Annotated in this window: 22 protein-coding genes; 16 read left to right on the top strand and 6 right to left on the bottom strand. The window is 72.6% G+C overall.

The window, feature by feature from the left end; all coding sequences use genetic code 11:
* Positions 1-92: 92 nt before the first annotated feature.
* Positions 93-221 carry a morphogenic membrane protein MmpB gene (gene mmpB, locus ACFZP7_RS22055; protein WP_019329094.1) on the top strand — a complete coding sequence of 43 codons (129 nt, stop codon included), beginning with the start codon at positions 93-95 and terminating at the stop codon, positions 219-221.
* A 32-nt stretch (positions 222-253) separates the two neighbouring features.
* Positions 254-874, top strand: coding sequence for a nucleoside triphosphate pyrophosphatase (locus ACFZP7_RS22050; RefSeq protein WP_210903310.1), 621 nt, complete (start codon positions 254-256; stop codon positions 872-874).
* Here ACFZP7_RS22050 and ACFZP7_RS22045 read toward each other — a convergent pair.
* Entirely contained in the window at positions 843-1,340 is a 498-nt protein-coding gene (locus ACFZP7_RS22045; RefSeq protein WP_210903311.1) for a hypothetical protein, read from the bottom strand. The two genes, ACFZP7_RS22050 and ACFZP7_RS22045, sit on opposite strands and share 32 nt — an antisense overlap.
* A gap of 374 nt (positions 1,341-1,714) precedes the next feature.
* On the opposite strand from ACFZP7_RS22045, the gene ACFZP7_RS22040 reads away from it, so the two are divergent.
* Positions 1,715-3,487 carry a biotin carboxylase N-terminal domain-containing protein gene (locus ACFZP7_RS22040; RefSeq protein ID WP_019329091.1) on the top strand — a complete coding sequence of 591 codons (1,773 nt, stop codon included), beginning with the start codon at positions 1,715-1,717 and terminating at the stop codon, positions 3,485-3,487.
* A gap of 105 nt (positions 3,488-3,592) precedes the next feature.
* On the opposite strand, the gene ACFZP7_RS22035 is transcribed toward ACFZP7_RS22040, so the two are convergent.
* Positions 3,593-4,570 carry a DeoR/GlpR family DNA-binding transcription regulator gene (locus ACFZP7_RS22035; RefSeq protein ID WP_078855534.1) on the bottom strand — a complete coding sequence of 326 codons (978 nt, stop codon included), beginning with the start codon at positions 4,568-4,570 and terminating at the stop codon, positions 3,593-3,595.
* A 171-nt stretch (positions 4,571-4,741) separates the two neighbouring features.
* Positions 4,742-6,190: an NAD(P)H-quinone dehydrogenase gene (locus ACFZP7_RS22030; RefSeq protein WP_385635337.1), complete on the bottom strand. Its 1,449-nt coding sequence runs from the start codon at positions 6,188-6,190 to the stop codon at positions 4,742-4,744.
* Between the two features lie 71 nt (positions 6,191-6,261).
* On the opposite strand from ACFZP7_RS22030, the gene ACFZP7_RS22025 reads away from it, so the two are divergent.
* The 4 genes from ACFZP7_RS22025 (at position 6,262) to ACFZP7_RS22010 (ending at position 11,200) form a co-directional block, all read left to right on the top strand.
* Entirely contained in the window at positions 6,262-6,699 is a 438-nt protein-coding gene (locus ACFZP7_RS22025; RefSeq protein ID WP_019329088.1) for a gamma-glutamylcyclotransferase, read from the top strand.
* A gap of 92 nt (positions 6,700-6,791) precedes the next feature.
* Positions 6,792-7,616 carry a purine-nucleoside phosphorylase gene (locus tag ACFZP7_RS22020; RefSeq protein WP_019329087.1) on the top strand — a complete coding sequence of 275 codons (825 nt, stop codon included), beginning with the start codon at positions 6,792-6,794 and terminating at the stop codon, positions 7,614-7,616.
* 457 nt (positions 7,617-8,073) lie between these two features.
* A complete protein-coding gene (locus tag ACFZP7_RS22015; RefSeq protein ID WP_385635335.1) occupies positions 8,074-9,723 on the top strand; it encodes a phospho-sugar mutase in 1,650 nt (549 codons plus the stop codon).
* Between the two features lie 241 nt (positions 9,724-9,964).
* Complete coding sequence (locus tag ACFZP7_RS22010) at positions 9,965-11,200, top strand: hypothetical protein (protein ID WP_385635333.1); 1,236 nt, start codon at positions 9,965-9,967, stop codon at positions 11,198-11,200.
* A gap of 72 nt (positions 11,201-11,272) precedes the next feature.
* Here the strand turns inward: ACFZP7_RS22010 and ACFZP7_RS22005 are convergent, their stop codons facing one another.
* On the bottom strand, positions 11,273-11,968 hold the full coding sequence (locus tag ACFZP7_RS22005) for a PH domain-containing protein (RefSeq protein ID WP_125536329.1): 696 nt from the start codon (positions 11,966-11,968) through the stop codon (positions 11,273-11,275).
* A 126-nt stretch (positions 11,969-12,094) separates the two neighbouring features.
* Between ACFZP7_RS22005 and deoC the strand changes: the two genes are divergently transcribed.
* Genes deoC through ACFZP7_RS21990 form a run of 3 tightly spaced genes read left to right on the top strand, consistent with a single transcriptional unit; the run spans position 12,095 to position 15,400 of the window.
* Positions 12,095-13,060, top strand: a complete 966-nt coding sequence (gene deoC, locus ACFZP7_RS22000) for a deoxyribose-phosphate aldolase (protein ID WP_125536328.1) — start codon at positions 12,095-12,097, stop codon at positions 13,058-13,060.
* 5 nt (positions 13,061-13,065) lie between these two features.
* Entirely contained in the window at positions 13,066-14,502 is a 1,437-nt protein-coding gene (locus tag ACFZP7_RS21995; protein ID WP_385635330.1) for an aldehyde dehydrogenase family protein, read from the top strand.
* Entirely contained in the window at positions 14,495-15,400 is a 906-nt protein-coding gene (locus ACFZP7_RS21990) for an aldehyde dehydrogenase family protein (RefSeq protein ID WP_385635329.1), read from the top strand. Before ACFZP7_RS21995 ends, ACFZP7_RS21990 begins: the two co-directional genes overlap by 8 nt.
* Before the next feature lie 97 nt (positions 15,401-15,497).
* On the opposite strand, the gene ACFZP7_RS21985 is transcribed toward ACFZP7_RS21990, so the two are convergent.
* Positions 15,498-15,902 carry a hypothetical protein gene (locus tag ACFZP7_RS21985; protein ID WP_019330100.1) on the bottom strand — a complete coding sequence of 135 codons (405 nt, stop codon included), beginning with the start codon at positions 15,900-15,902 and terminating at the stop codon, positions 15,498-15,500.
* A 192-nt stretch (positions 15,903-16,094) separates the two neighbouring features.
* On the opposite strand from ACFZP7_RS21985, the gene ACFZP7_RS21980 reads away from it, so the two are divergent.
* Positions 16,095-16,697 carry a uridine kinase gene (locus ACFZP7_RS21980; RefSeq protein WP_385638499.1) on the top strand — a complete coding sequence of 201 codons (603 nt, stop codon included), beginning with the start codon at positions 16,095-16,097 and terminating at the stop codon, positions 16,695-16,697.
* A gap of 264 nt (positions 16,698-16,961) precedes the next feature.
* Here ACFZP7_RS21980 and ACFZP7_RS21975 read toward each other — a convergent pair whose 3' ends face one another.
* A complete protein-coding gene (locus ACFZP7_RS21975) occupies positions 16,962-17,705 on the bottom strand; it encodes a SigE family RNA polymerase sigma factor (RefSeq protein WP_019330098.1) in 744 nt (247 codons plus the stop codon).
* Positions 17,706-17,950: 245 nt separating this feature from the next.
* Here ACFZP7_RS21975 and afsQ1 point away from each other — a divergent pair, with 245 nt between their 5' ends.
* The 5 genes from afsQ1 to ACFZP7_RS21950 all read left to right on the top strand — a co-directional run bounded on the left by afsQ1 (position 17,951) and on the right by ACFZP7_RS21950 (position 21,874).
* The gene (afsQ1, locus tag ACFZP7_RS21970) at positions 17,951-18,628 is read left to right on the top strand and encodes a two-component system response regulator AfsQ1 (RefSeq protein WP_029394402.1); all 678 of its coding nucleotides are present in this window, start codon (positions 17,951-17,953) and stop codon (positions 18,626-18,628) included.
* Entirely contained in the window at positions 18,625-20,250 is a 1,626-nt protein-coding gene (locus ACFZP7_RS21965; protein WP_109202611.1) for a HAMP domain-containing sensor histidine kinase, read from the top strand. Before afsQ1 ends, ACFZP7_RS21965 begins: the two co-directional genes overlap by 4 nt.
* Positions 20,250-20,879, top strand: a complete 630-nt coding sequence (locus tag ACFZP7_RS21960; RefSeq protein WP_385635326.1) for a hypothetical protein — start codon at positions 20,250-20,252, stop codon at positions 20,877-20,879. The genes ACFZP7_RS21965 and ACFZP7_RS21960 overlap by 1 nt, the downstream gene beginning before the upstream one ends.
* Before the next feature lie 142 nt (positions 20,880-21,021).
* A complete protein-coding gene (locus tag ACFZP7_RS21955) occupies positions 21,022-21,573 on the top strand; it encodes a VanZ family protein (RefSeq protein WP_220672106.1) in 552 nt (183 codons plus the stop codon).
* Between the two features lie 97 nt (positions 21,574-21,670).
* The gene (locus tag ACFZP7_RS21950) at positions 21,671-21,874 is read left to right on the top strand and encodes a PspC domain-containing protein (protein WP_019330093.1); all 204 of its coding nucleotides are present in this window, start codon (positions 21,671-21,673) and stop codon (positions 21,872-21,874) included.
* The last annotated feature ends 3 nt before the right edge of the window (positions 21,875-21,877 follow it).

Genomic DNA, 21,877 nt, shown 5'->3' with positions numbered 1-21,877 from the left:
CGCGGGTGACCGCGCGCAGAGGGACGAGGGGGGCGCCTATCTGAGTACCGCTACTCAGGCGCCCCCCACCTCCCAGGCCCCACGCTGGTGGCATGCTGTGGTCCGACCCCGAGAACGAGCCGCCCCAGGAACTGCGCGACATGCAGGCCATGCTGCGGCGGCTCAGCGTCTTCCTGGCGACGGCCATGGTCCTGGCGATGATCGTGATCGGCCTGAGATGAGCCCGGACCGCCCCGGTGACTAACCTGGCCGCATGACCGCTCAGCACCGCAGGCGTCTCGTCCTCGCCTCCCAGTCCCCGGCCCGGCTCGGTCTGCTCCGACAGGCCGGACTCGCCCCCGAGGTCCTCGTCAGCGGCGTGGACGAGGACGCCGTCACCGCTCCCACACCGGCCGAGCTGGCCCTCGCCCTCGCCGAGGCCAAGGCGTCGGTCGTCGCCGCGAAGCCCGAGGTGCACGGCGCCCTGGTGATCGGCTGCGACTCGGTGCTCGATCTGGACGGACAGGCCCTCGGCAAGCCGGCGGACGCCGAGGAGGCCACCGCCCGCTGGAAGGCGATGCGCGGCCGGGCGGGCACGCTGCAGACCGGCCACTGCGTCTGGGACACCGCCTCCGGCCGCCATGTCTCGGCCACCGCCTCCACCGTCGTCCGCTTCGGCGAGCCCACCGACGAGGAGATCGCCGCCTACGTGGCCTCCGGCGAGCCGCTGTACGTCGCCGGGGCCTTCACGCTGGACGGCCGCTCGGCCCCCTTCATCGACGGCATCGAGGGCGACCACGGGAACGTGATCGGCCTCAGCCTGCCCCTGCTGAGGCGCCTGCTGGCCGACCTCGGGGTCGGCATCACGGAGTTGTGGGCGCCGGCGGCGGACTGACCGGGGAGCCGCCGTCCCCGGTGCCGTCGTCCGGCCGCCCGTTCCCGGGCCGCCCGGCGACGGTCTCCCCGCGGGCGTCGTCGTAGGTCATCAGCAGCAGGACGACGAGGCCCAGTACGACGATCATGGAGACGAAGGCGACGGGCCCCACCAGCCCCCACGAGACCGCGCCCAGCAGCCCGTGCACCACGGCCGCGCTGATCAGCAGGACGCGGCCGAGACCGGCGGGCGCCCGGTCGCGCAGCGCCACCAGCAGGGCGACCAGCCCGCACAGCGCGAAGTAGAGCCCGAAGACGACACCGCCGACCTTCGAGGACACGGACATCACGTCCGGGTCGAGACCGGCCAGGGACATGTCCTGCCGGTCGACGACGACCCCGAGGAACCAGTTCAGCGCGGCGACGCCGACCGCCTCCGCGAAGAACACGACCGCCACGGTCCACGCCACCGGCCTGCGCACTGTCACCGGTCCCCACCCACTTTCGACCGCTGCCGCACACGACAGCTGTTACCCCAAGTACGTTCGAGACACCGGGAACGCTACTAACGGGTAAACCAGGGGACAAGAGGTCTGCCACGGGCAAAGAATCATTGGGCCATTCGTAGGGACTCCACAAAGAAACGGAGTGGCCCGCGGCACCCTCTCACAGAGACCTTGCCCACATCCGGGAGCTAGGGTTTCCCCCAGGAGTCCTGCGTATCGCGGTAGGACAAGGGATTTCGCGGGTCGAGCGAGCCTCGAATCACGCTCCGTGTGGGCAAGCTCACCATTGGGGACGGGTCGAAGTGCCGTGTCGGCAGTCCCTAAACTCGGCTTGTTTCAAGGAGGGAGCCTCAATCGTGCGCAAGGTGCTCATCGCCAACCGTGGCGAAATCGCTGTCCGCGTGGCCCGGGCCTGCCGGGACTCCGGCATCGCGAGCGTGGCCGTCTACGCGGACCCGGACCGGGACGCTCTGCATGTCCGCGTCGCCGATGAGGCGTTCGCCCTGGGTGGTGACACCCCCGCCGCCAGCTACCTGGACATCTCCAAGGTCCTCAAGGCAGCACGCGAGTCGGGCGCGGACGCGATCCACCCCGGCTACGGCTTCCTCTCGGAGAACGCCGAGTTCGCGCAGGCGGTCCTGGACGCGGGTCTGATCTGGATCGGTCCGCCCCCGCAGGCCATCCGCGACCTGGGCGACAAGGTCGCCGCCCGGCACATCGCCCAGCGCGCCGGCGCTCCGCTGGTGGCCGGCACCCCCGACCCGGTCTCGGGCGCGGACGAGGTCGTGGCGTTCGCCGAGGAGCACGGCCTGCCGATCGCGATCAAGGCGGCCTTCGGCGGCGGCGGTCGTGGCCTGAAGGTGGCCCGCACCCTCGAAGAGGTCCCCGAGCTGTACGACTCCGCGGTCCGCGAGGCCGTGGCCGCGTTCGGCCGCGGCGAGTGCTTCGTCGAGCGTTACCTCGACAAGCCGCGCCACGTGGAGACCCAGTGCCTGGCCGACCAGCACGGCAACGTGGTCGTCGTCTCCACCCGCGACTGCTCGCTCCAGCGCCGCCACCAGAAGCTCGTCGAGGAGGCGCCCGCGCCCTTCCTCTCCGACGCCCAGATGGAGGAGCTGTACTCCGCCTCCAAGGCGATCCTGAAGGAGGCCGGCTACGTCGGCGCCGGCACCGTGGAGTTCCTCGTCGGGCTCGACGGCACGATCTCCTTCCTGGAGGTCAACACCCGCCTCCAGGTCGAGCACCCGGTCACCGAGGAGGTCGCCGGCATCGACCTGGTGCGCGAGATGTTCCGCATCGCCGACGGCGAGAAGCTCGGCTACGACGACCCGGTGCTGCGCGGCCACTCCTTCGAGTTCCGCATCAACGGCGAGGACCCGGGCCGCAACTTCCTGCCCGCCCCCGGCACGGTGACCACCTTCGCGCCGCCGACCGGCCCGGGTGTCCGCCTGGACGCCGGTGTCGAGTCCGGCAGCGTGATCGGTCCGGCCTGGGACTCCCTGCTGGCCAAGCTCATCGTCACCGGCCGCACCCGCAAGGAGGCCCTGCAGCGCGCCGCCCGCGCCCTGGAGGAGTTCACCGTGGAGGGCATGGCCACCGCCATCCCCTTCCACCGCGCGGTCGTCACGGACCCGGCCTTCGCGCCGGAGCTGACCGGCTCCAGCGAGCCCTTCACGGTCCACACCCGCTGGATCGAGACGGAGTTCGTCAACGAGATCAAGCCCTTCACCTCCCCCGCCGACGCGGAGGCGGACGAGGAAGCGGGCCGTGAGACCGTCGTCGTCGAGGTCGGCGGCAAGCGCCTGGAGGTCTCCCTGCCCTCCTCGCTCGGCATGTCCCTGGCCCGCACCGGCCTGGCGGCCGGCGCCAAGCCCAAGCGCCGCGCGGCGAAGAAGTCGGGCCCCGCGGCCTCCGGCGACACCCTGGCCTCGCCCATGCAGGGCACGATCGTGAAGATCGCCGTGGAGGAGGGCCAGGAGGTCCAGGAGGGCGACCTGATCGTCGTCCTGGAGGCCATGAAGATGGAGCAGCCCATCAACGCCCACAAGGCCGGCACCGTCAAGGGCCTGGGCGCCGAGGTCGGCGCGTCCGTCACCTCGGGTGCCGCGATCTGCGAGATCAAGGACTGAGCACCCGCACACCACGACGACGGGGCGCCCGGCGGACCACGACACCAGTCGGTCCGCCGGGCGCCCCGTCATCTCTGCCGGGGACGCGACGGACCGTACGCGGTCTCAGCGTCGGCGCAGGTCCGCGACGCGGGCCCGTTCCGCACCGGCGTTCTGCTCCCCCATGGCCGCGGCCGGCCTCAGTCCCGCGGCGGCACCCGGGACCTGTCGGCGGGGTCCCGGAAGCGCCACGTCCCGACGCTGCCGGCGCGCCGGGACGGATTCACCCCCCGAGGCCCCGGAGCCACCTCCCGCACCCCCCGACGCCCCCGCCACGGCGATCTGCACGCCCTGGTCGGCCAGGGCCTGCAACTCGGTGGCGCCGCGGTCGTCGTGGGCGGGCGGCTCGTCCGTGACCAGGCGGGTGATGACGTCCGTGGGCACGGTCTGGAACATGGTGTCCGTGCCCAGCTTGGAGTGGTCGGCGAGCACCACCACTTCGGCGGCGGCCTGCACCAGGGCGCGGTCGACGGACGCGGAGAGCATGTTGGAGGTGGACAGCCCCCGCTCCGCCGTCAGCCCGCTCCCGGACAGGAACGCCTTGGACACCCGCAGCCCCTGGAGGGACTGCTCGGCCCCCGATCCCACCAGGGCGTAGTTGGACCCGCGGAGCGTGCCTCCGGTCATCACGACCTCGACCCGGTTGGCGTGGGCGAGGGCCTGGGCCACCAGCAGCGAGTTGGTGACGACGGTCAGCCCGGGCACCCGCGCGAGCCGGCGCGCCAGCTCCTGCGTCGTGGTCCCCGCGCCCACCACGATGGCCTCGCCCTCTTCGACGAAGCCCGCGGCGAGATCGGCGATGGCCGTCTTCTCGGCGGTCGCGAGATGTGATTTCTGCGGAAAGCCGGATTCCCGCGTGAACCCGCCCGGCAGTACCGCACCGCCGTGCCGGCGGTCGAGGAGTCCTTCTGCCTCCAGTGCGCGCACGTCCCGCCGTACGGTCACTTCGGAGGTCTGGACGACGCGGGCGAGCTCACGGAGCGACACGGCCCCGTTCGCTCGCACCATTTCGAGGATCAATTGGCGACGTTCTGCAGCGAACACGAAACTGACAGTAACCCCAACGACCGTCTGCTTTCAGCAGTATGCGCCGAATAACAGAAGTTGTTCGCACGGCAGAGGCGGAAGTGGTATACGTGCCTACCCGAGCCGCCTATGCCGCCCGCACGCGCCGCAACTCCCCGTGACCGGCGGGGATTCGCTTCCGGCCGCGGCTCAGCTCTCCCCGTTCGCCTTCCGGGTGTGCAGCTGCCGGGCGACCTCCGCGATCGAGCCCGAGAGCGACGGGTACACGGTGAAGGCGTTCGCGATCTGTTCGACCGTCAGGTTGTTGTCGACGGCGATCGAGATCGGATGGATCAGCTCCGAGGCCCGCGGTGCCACCACGACACCGCCCACCACGATCTCGGTACCGGGCCGGCAGAAGATCTTGACGAAGCCGTCCCGGATGCCCTGCATCTTGGCGCGCGGGTTGCGCAGCAGCGGCAGCTTCACCACCCGCGCGTCGATCTTGCCGGCGTCGACGTCGGCCTGCGAGTACCCGACGGTGGCGATCTCGGGGTCGGTGAAGACGTTGGCGGAGACGGTCTTCAGGTTCAGCGGGGTGACCGCGTCGCCCAGGAAGTGGTACATGGCGATCCGCCCCTGCATGGCGGCCACCGAGGCCAGGGCGAAGACACCGGTGACGTCACCGGCGGCGTAGACACCGGGAGCCGAGGTCCTGGACACCCGGTCGGTGCGGATGTGCCCGGAGTCCTTGAGCTTGACCCCGGCCTCCTCCAGCCCCATCCCCTCCGTGTTGGGAATGGCGCCGACGGCCATCAGACAGTGCGACCCGGTGATGACCCGCCCGTCGGAGAGCGTCACCTCCACCCGGTCCCCCACCCGCTTGGCGGACTGGGCCCGGGACCGCGACATGACGTTCATCCCGCGCCGCCGGAACACGTCCTCCAGCACGGCCGCCGCGTCCGGGTCCTCACCGGGCAGCACCCGGTCCCGCGACGACACCAGGGTGACCCGCGACCCGAGCGCCTGATAGGCACCCGCGAACTCGGCACCGGTCACACCCGAGCCGACCACGATCAGCTCTTCCGGCAGCTCGTCCAGGTCGTACACCTGGGTCCAGTTCAGGATGCGCTCGCCGTCGGGCCGCGCGTCCGGCAGCTCCCGGGGGTGCCCGCCGGTCGCGATCAGCACCGCGTCCGCGGTCAGCGTCTCCTCGCTCCCGTCGGCGGCCCGCACGACGACCTTCCGCGACCCGTCGAGGGCCTGCATGCCCTCCAGCCGCCCGCGCCCGCGCACGACCCGCGCACCGGCGCGCGTCACGGAGGCGGTGATGTCGTGCGACTGCGCGAGCGCGAGCCGCTTCACACGCCGGTTGACCTTGCCCAGATCGACTCCGACCACCCGGGCGGCCTGCTCCATCGGCGGGGTGTCGTCGGCGACGATGATCCCCAGCTCCTCGTACGACGAGTCGAAGGTGGTCATCACCTCAGCCGTGGCGATGAGGGTCTTGGACGGCACGCAGTCGGTCAGCACCGACGCCCCGCCCAGACCGTCGCAGTCGACGACGGTCACCTCCGCGCCGAGCTGAGCGGCCACCAGCGCCGCTTCGTATCCGCCGGGTCCGCCACCAATGATCACGATCCGAGTCACGTACTCCATTGTCCCGCACCCTTCAACGTGGGGCCGCCCGGGGGCGCAGTCGTTACGAGAACGGCGCGTACCCTCTCCCCATGTCGCTCTACGCCGCGTACGCCGGCAACCTCGACGCGCGGTTGATGACCCGCCGCGCCCCGCACTCGCCGCTGCGCGCGACCGGCTGGCTGAACGGGTGGCGGCTGACCTTCGGGGGCGAGCACATGGGCTGGGAGGGAGCCCTCGCGACCCTCGTGGAGGACCCGATCTCCCAGGTCTTCGTCTCCCTCTACGACATCGCCCCGATGGACGAGGACGCCCTCGACCGCTGGGAGGGCGTGGGCCTGGACATCTACCGCCGCACCCGCGTCCGCATCCACACCCTGGACGGCGAGGAGAAGGCGTGGACGTACGTCCTGAACGCCTACGAGGGCGGCCTGCCCTCCGCCCGCTACCTGGGCGAGGTGGCCGACGCGGCCGAATCGGCCGGCGCACCCCACGACTACGTCATGGAACTCCGCAAGCGCCCCTGCTGACGCCCGCTCGTCAGAAACAACAAACCAACAATCCGAATCCCGTGACCTCCGTCATCTACGCGCGTAGGCGTAAACCGGCTACCCTCTTCGGCGTGAACGCATCTCTTCTTCCGGACGACATCCAGGGCGACCCCTACGCCGCCGCCGACGCCGCCGCGGCCCGCCTGCGCGAACTCACCGGCGCCGAGACCCACGACGTCGCCCTCGTGATGGGCTCCGGCTGGGCACCGGCCGTGGACGCCCTGGGCGCCCCCGAGGCCGAGTTCCAGGTCACCGACCTGCCGGGCTTCCCCAAGCCCGCGGTGGAGGGGCACGGCGGCAAGGTCCGCTCGTACGCCCTCGGCGACAAGCGCGCGCTGGTCTTCCTGGGCCGCACCCACTACTACGAGGGCCACGGCGTGGCCGCCGTCTCCCACGGCGTGCGCACCGCCGTCGCCGCCGGCGCCAAGACCGTGGTCCTGACCAACGGCTGCGGCGGCCTGCGCGAGGGCATGCGCCCCGGCCAGCCGGTCCTGATCAGCGACCACATCAACCTCACGGCGACCTCCCCCATCGTCGGCGCGAACTTCGTCGACCTCACCGACCTGTACTCGCCGCGCCTGCGGGCCCTGTGCAAGGAGGTCGACCCCACGCTGGAGGAGGGCGTCTACGCCCAGTTCCCCGGCCCGCACTACGAGACGCCGGCCGAGATCCGCATGGCGCGCGTCATCGGGGCCGACCTGGTGGGCATGTCGACGGTCCTCGAGGCGATCGCCGCCCGTGAGGCCGGTGCGGAGGTGCTGGGCATCTCGCTGGTGACGAACCTCGCGGCGGGCATGACGGGGGAGCCGCTGAACCACGAGGAGGTCCTGCAGGCCGGCCGCGACTCCGCCGCGCGCATGGGCTCGCTGCTGACCCAGGTACTGGGCCGCCTGTAACCGGGGTTTTTGTTCCCCGGCGTCCCGCGAGGGCTGCGCGCCCGGCGTGGGTGTGGGCGCGGGGTGGGTGCGCAGCCCGGCGCCGACGGGGTGCCGCTGCGCCCACCCGTGCCGCCCCAGCGGCACGACTGCCCGCAGCTCCGGCGGCATGGCGGGGTAGCCGCGTACGGCGGGGAGGGGACGTGTCGGGGGGTGTCCGCCCGCAGCGGTTGGCGCGTCCGCGCCGTTCACCCCCGTAGCCCACCGATTCCGCGCCGTTCCGAGGACGGACACCCCCCGGCGCGGCCCCGACCCACAGACAACCGAACGCGCTACGCGCACCCCCACCGAACCCGCAGCGGCGCCGCAGGCACCCCACCCACCAACCCGCACAGGCCGTCGCAGGCATCCCCGCACCACCGCCGGAGGCACCCGCACCGGCATCCACCCCCCACCGACACACGAGAGGCAGACCGACGTGCACGACGACGACCTCCTCGCTCGGGCCAAGGCATGGCTGGCCGAGGACCCCGACGCGGACACCCGCGCCGAACTCGCCACGCTCATCGACACCGAGGACCGCGCGGAGCTGACCGCCCGCTTCTCCGGCACCCTCCAGTTCGGCACCGCCGGCCTGCGCGGCGAACTCGGCGCCGGCCCGATGCGCATGAACCGCGCCGTCGTCATCCGCGCCGCCGCCGGCCTCGCCGCGTACCTGAAGAAGCAGGGGACCCCCCACGGGGACGACACCGCCGGCCTCGTCGTCATCGGCTACGACGCCCGCCACAAGTCGCTGGACTTCGCCCGCGACACCGCCACCGTCATGACCGGCGCCGGCCTGCGCGCGGCGATCCTCCCCCGCCCCCTCCCCACCCCCGTCCTCGCCTTCGCCATCCGCCACCTCGGCGCGGTCGCCGGCGTGGAGGTCACCGCCAGCCACAACCCGCCCCGGGACAACGGCTACAAGGTGTACCTCGGCGACGGCTCCCAGATCGTCCCCCCGGCCGACGCCGACATCGCCGCCGAGATCGACGCCGTACGCTCCCTGAACGACGTCCCCCGCCCCACCACCGGCTGGCAGACCCTCGGCGACGACGTCCTCGACGCCTACCTCGCCCGCACCGACGCCGTCCTCGCCCCCGACTCGCCCCGCACCGCCCGCACCGTCTACACCGCGATGCACGGCGTCGGCAAGGACACGCTCCTCGCCGCCTTCGCCCGGGCCGGCTTCCCCGCCCCCACCCTCGTCGCCGCGCAGGCCGAACCGGACCCGGACTTCCCGACCGTCGCCTTCCCCAACCCGGAAGAGCCCGGCGCGATGGACCTCGCCTTCGCGACGGCCCGGGAGACCCACCCCGACCTGATCATCGCCAACGACCCGGACGCCGACCGCCTGGCCGTGGCCGTGCAGGACGGCACCGACTGGCGCATGCTCCGCGGCGACGAGGTCGGCGCGCTCCTCGCCGCCCACCTGGTCGCCCGCGGAGCGACCGGCACGTTCGCCGAGTCGATCGTCTCCTCCTCCCTCCTCGGCCGCATCGCGCGCAAGGCGGGCCTGCCCCACGAGGAGACCCTCACCGGCTTCAAGTGGATCGCCCGGGTCGACGGCATCCGCTACGGCTACGAGGAAGCCCTCGGCTACTGCGTCGACCCGGAGGGCGTCCGCGACAAGGACGGCATCACCGCGGCCCTCCTGATCACCGAACTGGCCTCCGCCCTCAAGCAGGAGAATCGCACCCTCCTCGACCTCCTCGACGACATCGCCGTCGAGCACGGCCTGCACGCCACCGACCAGCTCTCGGTCCGCGTCCAGGACCTCTCCCTGATCGCCGCCGCGATGGACCGCCTGCGCGAGCAGCCCCCGACCCGCCTCGCGGGCCTGCCCGTCGTCGACGCGGAGGACCTCACCCGGGGCACGGACACCCTGCCGCCCACCGACGGCCTGCGCTACACGCTCGACGGCGCCCGGGTGATCGTCCGCCCGAGCGGTACGGAGCCGAAGCTGAAGTGCTACCTGGAGGTCGTCGTCCCGGTCGCGGCGCACACCGACCTCCCGGAGGCCCGCACGAAGGCGGCCGACCTGCTGACGGCCCTCAAGCGGGACCTGTCGGCAGCGGCGGGCATCTGACCACGCCCCACCCCTCCCACCCGCCACCGCCACCCACGCACCACGCGCCCCCCCCACCACCCACCACCCCCCACCCCCCACCCCCCACAGGACGTCACCCGATCCCCACGGGGTGCCCCCACCCGGAGGCACCCCATCGGGTGACATCCCTCAGCTCATCGACGCACCCTCCCTTTACCTGGCCGCCCTCCGGGCAACGGTGGACCGGAACCGCACCGCCAAGAGCCAGGGAGCCGCCGCCGTGTCCTCGACCGCGCCCAAGACCACGTCCAGCGGACACATCCCCGGCACCCGGCGGCCCCGGACCCCGGCCCCGCCCACGCCCCCCGTCACACCCCAGGCCCGCGCCCGACGCGCCCTGCACACCGCCCGCGCAGCCGCCCGGCACGCCGCCCCCGCCCTCGCCGCCTACGTCGCCGTACGCCTCACGGGTCTGGCGGTGCTCGCCTTCTGGGCCCCGCGCCGCCACCAGGACCTGTGGGTCAACCTGGCCGCGCAGTGGGACTCCGACTGGTACCTGGGCATCGCCGAGCACGGTTACACCGACGAACTCGGCACCACCCCCAACACCAACAACCTGGCGTTCTTCCCGCTGTACCCGGTCCTGGTGAAGGCGGTCGCGGTGCTCACCCCGGGCTCCCGCGCCTCGACGGGCCTCGGCCTCGCGGTCGTCGCCTCACTGATCGCGGCGTGGGGGATCTTCGCGGTGGGCGACCGTCTGCACGGCCGCCGCGTCGGCGTGCTCCTGACCACGCTGTGGGCGGCGTTCCCGGTGGGCGCGGTGCAGTGGATGGGCTACACCGAGTCGCTGTTCACGGCGTGCGCGGCCTGGGCGCTGTACGCCGTGCTGACGGGCCGCTGGCTCTGGGCGGCCGGCTGCGCCTCGCTGGCGGGCCTGACCCGCCCGACCGGCGTCGCGGTGGCCGCCGCGGTCACGGTCACGGCCCTGCTCCACCTCCTCCGCCACCGCACCCTCGCCCCCCGGGTCGTCGCCGCCGCCGCGCTGGCACCGCTCGGCTGGTGCGCCTACCTCGCCTGGGTGGGACTGCGGCTGGGCCGCTGGGACGGCTACTTCGCCGTACAGCGGACCTGGTACAACGAGCTGGACGGCGGCCTGCGCACCCTGCACCAGTTCCGGTGGCTGCTGTGGCGCGACCCGACCCCGCAGCTCTTCCTGGTGATGGTGACGCTCACGCTGATCGGCGCGGTGGTGCTGTTCGGCCTGTCGGCGTGGGACCGCCAGCCGACCGCGCTGCTGGTCTACTCGGGCGTGATGCTGGCGATCGTCCTGGGCAGCGGAGGCGTCTACTTCCCGCGCGCCCGTTTCCTGCTCCCGGCCTTCCCGCTGCTCCTGCCGCTCGCCCTGCACCTGTCCCGCGCCTCCCGGCGCCACCGGGCGCTGGTGCTGACCACGGCGGTGCTGGGCTCGACGTACTGCGGGGCGTACATGCTGCTGATCTGGTCGGCGGCACCCTGATCAACCGCCGCTCGCCGCACCACCCCACCGCGACGGCCAGGGCCCCCCGAACCAGCGCAGCCACCGCAAGCCTCACCCCGTGGCCAGCAGCACCGCCAGCAGGACCGCCCCGGCCGCCGCCGGCGCCATGACCTCGTAGGCCCACCGCACCGACACCTCGCCCTGCGAGGTGTTCGCCGGCTTCCGCGCCTCCAGCGTCTCGCGCAGCTCGTCCATGATCTTGTCGGTCTCGGCCCGCACCGGCCCGTCGGCGGCGGCGCCCCCGACGTCGGCCGCACCGCCCCCGCCGAAGCCACCGAAACCGCCGAGCACGCCTCCGCGCCCGCGCCCGCCCCCGGCGGCCCGCCGCGCCTCCTGCCGCGCGGCCTTCTTGCGGCCGCGCAGCGAGACCGGGATGGACCAGAGCTGGTACTTGTCACCGGCCTCGGTGAAGACCTCGTTGGAGTAGCCGGACCGGAAGGAGGCCACCTGCCCCCACGGCAGCGTGATCACCCGGAAGGGATTGCGCACCCGCAGCCGGTCGTCGTTGGAGAGGACCGCGGGCCGCACGGTGTAGGCGGCGACGAGCGGCACCAGGAAGAGGAGTGCCGCGAGCGCCACCCAGGGGGTCCGCCCCTCCCCCGCGACCACGGCGTCGATGCCGAGCCACAGGGCGAGGGCGAGCAGCAGGACGCCACCGGCGAGGCCCGCGGGCGAGCGGTAGACCCGGTCCTTGGACACGGGTTCCGGCGACTGCGGCGAGGAGGACTGTGGCTCCGGGGTCGTCATGCTGCCGATTGTGCACGACGGTCCGGCGAGGCCTCACAGCCGGTGGCCCGCCGCCCGGGAGGACGCCGGAACAAGCGCTCGGGACTGTACAGCCGCTACGCGCGTAGATATGCTCGCCTGGTGACCATGCCCACCACTGCATCCGCTGCACCCGCACACGGACTCGCCGACGTCACCGCGTCCGACAGCACGCTGCGCCGCTTCCTCCACGGGCTGCCCGGCGTCGACGCGGTCGGCCTGGAGGCGCGCGCCGCCTCGCTCGGCACCCGTTCGATCAAGACCACCGCGAAGGCGTACGCCCTCGACCTCGCCATCTCGATGGTCGACCTGACGACGCTGGAAGGCGCGGACACCCCGGGCAAGGTCCGGGCGCTCGGCGCGAAGGCGGTCCGCCCCGACCCGACCGACCGCACCACGCCCAGCACGGCGGCCGTCTGCGTCTACCCCGACATGGTGCCCGCCGCCAAGGAGGCCGTCGCCGGTTCCGGCGTGAAGGTCGCCTCGGTCGCCACCGCGTTCCCGGCGGGCCGCGCCTCGCTGGCCGTCAAGCTGGCCGACGTCCGCGAGGCCGTGACGGCGGGCGCCGACGAGGTCGACATGGTCATCGACCGCGGCGCCTTCCTCGCGGGGAACTATATGAAGGTGTACGACGAGATCGCCGCCGTCCGCGAGGCGTGCGGCACCTCGGCCCGCCTCAAGGTCATCTTCGAGACCGGCGAGCTGTCGACGTACGACAACATCCGCCGCGCGAGCTGGCTCGGCATGCTGGCGGGCGCCGACTTCATCAAGACCTCCACCGGCAAGGTCGCGGTGAACGCCACTCCCGCCAACACGCTCCTGATGCTGGAGGCGGTCCGCGACTTCCGCGCGCAGACCGGTGTCCAGGTGGGCGTGAAGCCGGCCGGCGGCATCCGCACCGCCAAGGACGCGATCAAGTTCCTGGTCCTGGTCAACGAGACGGCGGGCGAGGACTGGCTGGACAACCACTGGTTCCGCTTCGGCGCCTCCTCGCTCCTGAACGACCTGCTGATGCAGCGCCAGAAGCTGGCCACCGGCCGCTACTCCGGCCCCGACTACGTGACGGTGGACTGATCACCATGGCACCTGTTTTCGAGTACGCGCCGGCGCCCGAGTCCCGCACGGTCGTCGACATCGCCCCCTCCTACGGCCTGTTCATCGACGGCGAGTTCACCGAGGCCGCCGACGGCAAGGTCTTCAAGACGGTCTCCCCCTCCACCGAGGAGGTCCTCGCCGAGGTCGCCGAGGCCGGCGAGGCGGACGTCGACCGCGCCGTGAAGGCCGCCCGCAGGGCCTTCGAGAAGTGGTCGGCGCTCCCGGGCTCCGAGCGCGCGAAGTACCTCTTCCGCATCGCCCGGATCATCCAGGAGCGCAGCCGCGAACTGGCGGTCCTGGAAACCCTGGACAACGGCAAGCCGATCAAGGAGACCCGCGACGCGGACCTCCCGCTGGTCGCCGCGCACTTCTTCTACTACGCGGGCTGGGCCGACAAGCTCGACCACGCCGGCTACGGCGCGAACCCGCGGCCGCTGGGCGTCGCGGGCCAGGTCATCCCCTGGAACTTCCCGCTCCTGATGCTGGCGTGGAAGATCGCCCCGGCGCTCGCGACCGGCAACACGGTGGTCCTGAAGCCCGCCGAGACGACCCCCCTCTCCGCGCTCTTCTTCGCGGACATCTGCCGTCAGGCCGGGCTCCCCAAGGGCGTCGTCAACATCGTCACCGGCGACGGCCGCACCGGCGCCGCGCTGATCGCCCACCCCGACGTGAACAAGGTCGCCTTCACCGGTTCGACCGCCGTCGGCAAGGAGATCGCGCGCACGGTCGCGGGCACCCGCAAGAAGCTGACGCTGGAACTGGGCGGCAAGGGCGCCAACATCGTCTTCGACGACGCCCCCATCGACCAGGCCGTCGAGGGCATCGTCAACGGCATCTTCTTCAACCAGGGCCAGGTCTGCTGCGCGGGCTCCCGCCTGCTGGTCCAGGAGTCGATCCACGACGAGCTGCTGGACTCCCTCAAGCGCCGCCTGTCGACGCTCCGCCTCGGCGACCCGCTGGACAAGAACACCGACATCGGCGCGATCAACTCCGCCGAGCAGCTGGCCCGGATCACCGCGCTGGCCGACCAGGGCGAGGCGGAGGGCGCCGAGCGCTGGTCCCCGGCCTGCGAACTCCCCTCGACCGGTTACTGGTTCGCCCCGACGCTCTTCACGAACGTCACCCAGGCGCACACGGTCGCCCGCGACGAGATCTTCGGCCCGGTCCTGTCCGTCCTCACCTTCCGCACGCCGGACGAGGCGGTCGCCAAGGCCAACAACACCCCGTACGGCCTGTCGGCGGGCATCTGGACGGAGAAGGGCTCGCGCATCCTGGCGGTCGCGAACAAGCTCCGCGCGGGCGTCGTCTGGTCCAACACGTTCAACAAGTTCGACCCGACCTCGCCCTTCGGCGGCTACAAGGAGTCGGGCTTCGGCCGCGAGGGCGGCCGCCACGGCCTGGAGGCGTACCTCGATGTCTGAGAAGTCCGAGCAGCGACTGAGTGTCCTCAAGACCTACAAGCTGTACGTCGGCGGGAAGTTCCCGCGTTCCGAGAGCGGCCGGGTGTACGAGGTGACCGACGCAAAGGGCAAGTGGCTGGCGAACGCGCCGCTCTCCTCCCGCAAGGACGCCCGTGACGCGGTGGTCGCCGCGCGCAAGGCGTTCGGCGGCTGGTCGGGCGCGACGGCGTACAACCGCGGCCAGATCCTGTACCGGATCGCCGAGATGCTGGAGGGCCGCCGCGACCAGTACGTCGCGGAGGTCGCCGACGCCGAGGGCCTGTCGAAGTCGAAGGCGGCGGCGCAGGTCGACGCGGCGATCGACCGCTGGGTCTGGTACGCGGGCTGGACCGACAAGATCGCCCAGGTGGTCGGCGGCGGCAACCCGGTCGCGGGCCCGTTCTTCAACCTGTCCTCCCCCGAGCCGACCGGTGTCGTCGCCGTCCTGGCCCCGCAGGAGTCGTCCTTCCTGGGCCTGGTCTCGGTCATCGCCCCGGTGATCGCCACCGGCAACACGGCGGTCGTGATCGCGAGCGAGAGGTCCCCGCTCCCCGCCCTCTCCCTCGGCGAGGTCCTGGCCACCTCCGACCTCCCCGGCGGCGTGGTCAACGTCCTGTCCGGCCGTACGGCGGAGATCGCCGCCCCGCTCGCCGCCCACCAGGACGTCAACGCGATCGACCTCACCGGCGCCGACGAGGCGCTGGCGAAGGAGCTGGAGATCGCGGCGGCCGACAACCTCAAGCGCGTCCTGCGTCCACAGCCTGTGGACGAGGTCGACTGGACGACGGCACCGGGCACCGACCGCATGACGGCGTTCCTGGAGACGAAGACGGTCTGGCACCCCACGGGCTCACTGGGCGCCTCCGGCTCCTCGTACTGAGCGGTCGCGGGCCCGCGCACCGCGCCCACGGGACGAGCCGCGCCCTCCCCCCGTCCGGGGAGGGCGCGGCTCTTCGCGTGCGACGGAACCGGGCCCGTCAGCGCACCAGCTCCGTCACCTGCCCCACCAACGGCACCGAGCCCAGCGACTGCGCCTGGGCCACCGGCCCGGTCAGGGCGGTGGAGGTCAGCGGCTGGAAGTCGGCGACCTTGGTGCCGACCCCGTTGTCGAGGGGGTCGACGCCGGTGCCGGCCAGCGGGTTGGGCTTGAGGTCGGCGACGGGCCCGGTGACGTAGCCGACCATGCCGGTGACGGCCTGGACACCGGCCTGCGGGTCGATGTTGCCCAGCGACGTGGGCCGGGTGTGCGCCAGGCCGGCGATCGTCTCGCCGCCTTCCGCGGAGGCCGTTCCCGCTCCGGCCGCCAGGGCGGCTCCGGCGGTCGCCAGGGCGACCAGGGCGCGCTGTGCGTGCGGGCTGCGGGGGGACGCGTGTCGGGCCATCGCTGCTGCCACCTCTTGATGTGGGTTGCTACGGACTGCCGTGTTAACCGTGCGGACGGTGATCAGGTCACCGCGCACGGTGATCGAGGTGTGATGCGCGCTGCAAAGTCGACCCGCGGGGTCGTAGGGCCGCCCGCCGATGCCTCAGACTGGTGTCCCGTGAGCTCCCATCCGCCCATACCGACGCGAGTCGTGCTGCTCTGCGGCCCCTCCGGCTCCGGCAAGTCCCTCCTCGCCGCCCGCTCCGGCCTCCCGGTGCTGCGGCTCGACGACTTCTACAAGGAGGGCACCGACCCGACGCTGCCGCTGGTGCCCGAGAGCTCCGACATCGACTGGGACCACCCGGGCTCGTGGGACGCGGACGCGGCCGTCGCCGCCATCACGGAGCTGTGCCGTTCGGGCCGTACGCGGGTGCCCGTCTACGACATCTCGCTCAGCGCCCGTACCGGTGAGGAGGCGGTCGACATCGGGCGGACCCCGCTGTTCCTCGCGGAGGGGATCTTCGCCGCCGAACTCGTGACACGCTGCCGGGAGCTGGGCGTCCTGGCCGACGCGCTGTGCCTGAGCCGGGGCCCGGTGACGACCTTCCGCCGCCGCTTCGTGCGCGATCTGCGGGAGAGCCGCAAGTCGGTGCCCTTCCTGCTGCGCCGCGGCTGGCGGCTGATGCGGCAGGAACGGTCGGTCATCGCGCGACAGACGGCCCTGGGGGCGTACGCCTGCGACCGGGACGAGGCGATGGGGCGGCTGGCGGCCGCCGCCGCGGGCCGGTGCGCCACGGCCCGCACGGCTGCGTAGCGCACCCTCGCGCGCTCCCCCGTACACGTACCCCGTACCCGCACCCCCGTACACGCGAGAGCGGGACTGGACGGACCCCCCGGCCCTCCAGTCCCGCTCTCTTCCCCCGTGCTCCCCCGTGTTCCCCGTTCCCCCGTATCCCCCCGGGTGGTTCCCCCGTGGTGCTTCCCCGTGAGTAAGAGCCCGGTCCCCTCCCCCTGATACACCCCGGCTCGAACTTTTTTTCACGGGTTCTGGTGGAGGTCCCCCCGGACCTCCCTGCCCTCAGGCGACGAGCTCGCCGAAGGCGTCCTCCCGGTCACGGCCGAAGCTGAGGACCTCGTCCTCGCGCAGCCGGCGGAGCGACCGCCAGATGCTGGACTTCACCGTGCCGACACTGATGCCGAGGATGTCCGCGATCTCCGGGTCCGTGCGGCCCTCGTAGTAGCGCAGGACCAGCATGGTGCGCTGGAGTTCGGGAAGCCGAGCCAGCGCCTGCCACAGGACCGTGCGCAGTTCGGTGCCGCGCATCGCGTCCGTGTCGCCGGGCGTCTCCGGCAGTTCCTCGGTCGGGTACTCGTTGAGCTTGCGGCGCCGCCAGGCGCTGATGTGCAGGTTGGTCATGGTGCGGCGGAGGTATCCGCCGACCGCCGCCTTGTCGCTGATCCGGTCCCACGCCCGGTAGGTCGAGAACAGCGCGCTCTGCAGCAGGTCCTCGGCCTCGAAACGGTCGCCGGTCAGGTGGTAGGCGGTGGCGTACAGGGAGGCGCGGCGCTCCTGGACGTAGGCGGTGAACTCCGCCTCCGACAGCGAGCGACGCTCCCCCTCTGCCTCCCCGTACGCCGTTCCCCCGTGCGTCCCCCCCTTGGCGGCGTCCACCACCGTCATGTAGGTGGTGTGCTGCCGCCCGGTGCCGCGAGCGCACCCCCGCCCGCTCACGACACCGGACTTCTCCGTGGACCGGTGTGTGTGCACGTCGTGCAGACGCGTGACCACTGCGCTGGTGCTGGTGCCGTGCAGCGTGTTCATCTCGCGCCCCCCGTCGTGGACTTCCGGTGTTCGACTTCGGTACTGCGTCGTGCGTCCTGCTGTGTTGCCTGTGCCGAAAAGCTTGCCGCGGCGACTTCATGGCCGTGTCCGTCGACTGTCACAGACCTGTCACAGGGGTCCGTCACGGGTGCCGCACGGTTCCTTCACAGGGTCCGGCGGCAGGGTGGGGGCCGTTGTGGACCCACAGGTCGAACCGCGACCCCTCCATGGGCCAGAATGAGCCCGTGCCTTCCCTGTTGCTGATCGAGGACGACGACGCCATCCGCACGGCCCTGGAGCTCTCACTGACGCGCCAGGGTCACCGGGTGGCCACCGCTGCCAGCGGTGAGGACGGTCTGAAGCTGTTGCGCGAGCAGCGGCCGGACCTGATCGTGCTGGACGTGATGCTGCCCGGCATCGACGGGTTCGAGGTGTGCCGGCGCATCCGGCGCACCGACCAGCTGCCGATCATCCTGCTGACCGCGCGCAACGACGACATCGACGTGGTCGTCGGTCTCGAGTCGGGCGCCGACGACTACGTCGTCAAACCCGTCCAGGGCCGGGTGCTGGACGCCCGTATCCGAGCCGTGCTGCGGCGCGGGGAACGGGAGTCCAGCGACTCGGCGAGCTTCGGCAGCCTGGTCATCGACCGCTCCGCGATGACGGTGACGAAGAACGGGGAGGACCTCCAGCTCACGCCGACCGAGCTGCGGCTCCTGCTCGAGCTGAGCCGGCGGCCGGGGCAGGCGCTGTCCCGCCAGCAGTTGCTGCGGCTGGTGTGGGAGCACGACTACCTCGGTGACTCCCGGTTGGTGGACGCCTGCGTGCAGCGGCTGCGCGCCAAGGTCGAGGACGTGCCGTCGTCCCCGACCCTGATCCGTACCGTGCGCGGTGTCGGCTACCGGCTGGATCCGCCTCAGTGACACGGGAACACCAGGGGGGTTCACGCGGCTTCGCCGCGGCTCGCAAGGGAGTCTGGTCCGGGCTGCGCTTCACCAGCCTGCGGCTCCGGCTCGTCCTCGTCTTCGGTCTGGTCGCGCTCACCGCGGCCGTCTCCGCCTCCGGCATCGCCTACTGGCTGAACCGGGAGGCGGTGCTCACCCGCGCCCAGGACGCCGTGCTGCGGGGCTTCGAGCAGGAGATGCAGAACCGCGCGGGCGCGCTGCCGGAGCACCCCTCGCAGGACGAGTTGCAGCACACGGCGGGACAGATGGCGGGCAGCAGCCAGCGGTTCAGCGTGCTGCTGGTCGCCGAGAACTCCGACGGGAAGACCGTGTACGCCAGTTCCGGCGGGCTGGGCGGTTTCTCGCTGGCCGACGTGCCCGAGTCGCTGCGCACCGCGGTGAACGAGGAGCAGGAGGTCACCTCGGCCAACAAGCACCCGTACCACCTGTACTGGCAGCGGATCACCGAGGACGACACCCCGTACCTCGTGGCGGGGACGAGGGTGATCGGCGGCGGGCCGACCGGTTACATGCTCAAGTCGCTGGAGCCGGAGGCCAAGGACCTCAACTCGCTGGCCTGGTCGCTGGGGATCGCGACCGGCCTCGCCCTGCTCGGCTCCGCGCTGCTCGCCCAGGCGCTGGCGACGACCGTGCTCAAGCCGGTGCACCGGCTGGGGGTCGCCGCGCGGCGCCTGGGCGAGGGCAAGCTGGACACCCGGCTGCGGGTCTCCGGCACGGACGAACTGGCCGATCTGTCCCGGACGTTCAACAGCGCCGCCGAGAACCTGGAGAAGCGGGTCGCGGACATGGCGGGCCGGGAGCAGGCGTCGCGGCGCTTCGTGGCGGACATGAGCCATGAGCTGCGTACGCCGCTGACGGCGATCACGGCCGTGACGGAGGTGCTGGAGGAGGAGCTGGAGTTCGAGGGCGAGGGCGGCGGGTTCGACCCGATGATCGAGCCCGCGGTCCGCCTGGTGGTCAGCGAGACGCGGCGGCTCAACGACCTCGTGGAGAACCTGATGGAGGTCACCCGATTCGACGCGGGCACCGCCCGGCTGGTCCTGGACGACGTCGACGTCGCCGACCAGATCACCGCCTGCATCGACGCCCGCGCCTGGCTGGACGCCGTCGACCTGGACGCCGAGCGCGGCATCCACGCGCGGCTCGACCCGCGGCGGCTGGACGTCATCCTGGCGAACCTCATCGGCAACGCGCTCAAGCACGGCGGGTCGCCGGTGCGGGTGTCGGTGGCGCGGGCGGACGACGAGGTCGTCATCCGGGTCCGGGACCACGGACCGGGCATCCCCGAGGACGTCCTGCCGCACGTCTTCGACCGCTTCTACAAGGCGAGCGCGTCCCGGCCGCGCTCCGAGGGCAGCGGGCTGGGCCTGTCCATCGCCCTGGAGAACGCGCACATCCACGGCGGGGAGATCACCGCCGAGAACCACCCCGAGGGGGGCGCGGTGTTCGTCCTGCGGCTGCCGCAGGACCCGTCGCCCCCGGCGGACGGGGACGCGGCGGACGACGGCGGCGACGGCGCCGGCTCCGACGGCTCGGCGCGGGACGAGGGCAAGGGCGAGGACGCGAAGGGACAGGTCTGATGACCGTACGCCGGCTGCCGGCACTCCGCGGGACGGCCGGGTGGGCCGTGCCGGCCGTGCTGGCCCTGCTGCTCACCGGGTGCGGCATCCGCGCCACGGAGGTGCCCACGGACTTCGGTCCGGCGCCGTCGCGGGTGCGCTGCTCGCTCTCCGAACCGGACGCGGCGCAGCGGTCGGCGCCCGGTGTGCCGGTCCGGGTGTTCCTGCTGTGCGGGTCGTCGCTGGTGGCCGTGGACCGGACGGTGCGGGTGCCGGAGGCCGCGGCGGACTCCGGGCGCCGGGTGCTGGTCGCCCAGGGGCTGCTCGACGAACTGGTCGAGCAGCCGTCGGCCGCGGAGAAGCAGGCCGGGTACACCACGGACGTGCGCGACGGGATCACCGTGAGCGGCCCGCGGCCGGGCGACCCCGAGGACACGCTGCGCCTGGGCACCGCCCCCGACGACCTCACCTCGTACGCGCTCGCCCAGGTCGTGTGCACCTTCTCCGACTCGGCGGCCGCCGAGGGCGACGGTTCCGTGGTGCTGGCCGGTCCCTCCGACGGGCCCGCCCGCCGCTACTCGTGCACGGACGAGGTCCGGGCCCGGCCGGGCAGCAACGAGCCGCCGTCCACCGAGGTCACCGACGGCTGACGGCGGCCCGGCGTGGGCCGTGCGGCACGGGCGGCGCGGTGTGGGCGGCGCGGGTGGCGCGGTGTGGGCCGTGTGGCGCAAGCCTCACCCTTGCGTGGGAGGGGCCGGAACCGAGCGCGGCGGCGGCCGCGTCTAGGGGGGCGTGCAGCGTCATGGGTTCCTCGGCGGCAGCGCCGCGCTCCGCATCCGTGTGACAGGAAGTGTCCTCCTGGTCGCACATCTCGCGTTCGTCGCCTGGTACACGCTGCGACCGCTGGACGTCCCCTGGGTGCTGCCGCCCAATCTCCAGCCGTTCGACGGCATCCGCGCCGATCTGGCGCTGGGCTGGCCGGCGGCGGGCCGGGCCATCGGCGGGTCGCTGGCGCTGCTGGCACCGCTGGGCGTCCTGCTCCCCGCGGCGGGCGGACGGCTGGCCGTCTCCCCGCTCGGTTCGCTGCTGCGCACCACGGCCGCCGGGGCGCTGCTGTCGCTGGGCATCGAGCTGCTGCAGACGGGCGTGCCCGGCCAGGTGGTGGACGTCGACTCGCTGCTGCTGAACACCGCGGGCGTGGCCCTCGCGCACCTCGCCGTGGTCCCCGCGGGCCGTGCCCGGCTCCGCCGCAGGTCCGAGCGGGGGCGGCGGCGGGACGTCCCCCAGGAGGAGCCCGCTCAGGGTCGGACCCCGACGATTCCCAGGGTCGGTATCGCCCCGTAGAGCGACGCTTTGTTCCGTTCGTCTCCGTAGCGTGGAGGGCAGATGAAGGGGAATCCGACCCGGACAGTCCCCGCCACACGCTGACGAAGGAGCCGCGATGTCCCGCCTCGCCCGCCCCACCCACGGCCGCATGATCGGCGGAGTGTGCGCCGCGCTGGCCCGGCGCTTCGGCACCTCCACCACCACGATGCGGGTGATCTTCCTGGTCTCCTGCCTGCTGCCCGGCCCGCAGTTCCTGCTGTACCTGGCGCTGTGGATGCTGCTGCCGTCCGAGGAGAAGGCCGCGCGGACGGCCTGGTGACCG

It is taken from the genome of Streptomyces sp. SudanB5_2050 (assembly GCF_964272335.1).
Taxonomy (GTDB): domain Bacteria; phylum Actinomycetota; class Actinomycetes; order Streptomycetales; family Streptomycetaceae; genus Streptomyces; species Streptomyces rochei.
The sequence above is the reverse complement of the archived record's forward strand: the minus strand, read 5'-3'. Positions and strand labels throughout refer to the sequence as shown.

Coding starts and splice junctions, on each gene's coding strand:
- deoC (WP_125536328.1), top strand. CDS start 12,095: ATGCCCACCACTGCATCCGCTGCACCCGCACACGGACTCGCCGACGTC.
- ACFZP7_RS22025 (WP_019329088.1), top strand. CDS start 6,262: ATGTCGCTCTACGCCGCGTACGCCGGCAACCTCGACGCGCGGTTGATG.
- ACFZP7_RS22050 (WP_210903310.1), top strand. CDS start 254: ATGACCGCTCAGCACCGCAGGCGTCTCGTCCTCGCCTCCCAGTCCCCG.
- ACFZP7_RS21985 (WP_019330100.1), bottom strand. CDS start 15,902: ATGGCCCGACACGCGTCCCCCCGCAGCCCGCACGCACAGCGCGCCCTG.
- ACFZP7_RS22005 (WP_125536329.1), bottom strand. CDS start 11,968: ATGACGACCCCGGAGCCACAGTCCTCCTCGCCGCAGTCGCCGGAACCC.
- mmpB (WP_019329094.1), top strand. CDS start 93: ATGCTGTGGTCCGACCCCGAGAACGAGCCGCCCCAGGAACTGCGCGAC.
- ACFZP7_RS22030 (WP_385635337.1), bottom strand. CDS start 6,190: ATGGAGTACGTGACTCGGATCGTGATCATTGGTGGCGGACCCGGCGGA.
- ACFZP7_RS21975 (WP_019330098.1), bottom strand. CDS start 17,705: ATGAACACGCTGCACGGCACCAGCACCAGCGCAGTGGTCACGCGTCTG.
- ACFZP7_RS21960 (WP_385635326.1), top strand. CDS start 20,250: ATGACCGTACGCCGGCTGCCGGCACTCCGCGGGACGGCCGGGTGGGCC.
- ACFZP7_RS21995 (WP_385635330.1), top strand. CDS start 13,066: ATGGCACCTGTTTTCGAGTACGCGCCGGCGCCCGAGTCCCGCACGGTC.
- ACFZP7_RS21990 (WP_385635329.1), top strand. CDS start 14,495: ATGTCTGAGAAGTCCGAGCAGCGACTGAGTGTCCTCAAGACCTACAAG.
- ACFZP7_RS21950 (WP_019330093.1), top strand. CDS start 21,671: ATGTCCCGCCTCGCCCGCCCCACCCACGGCCGCATGATCGGCGGAGTG.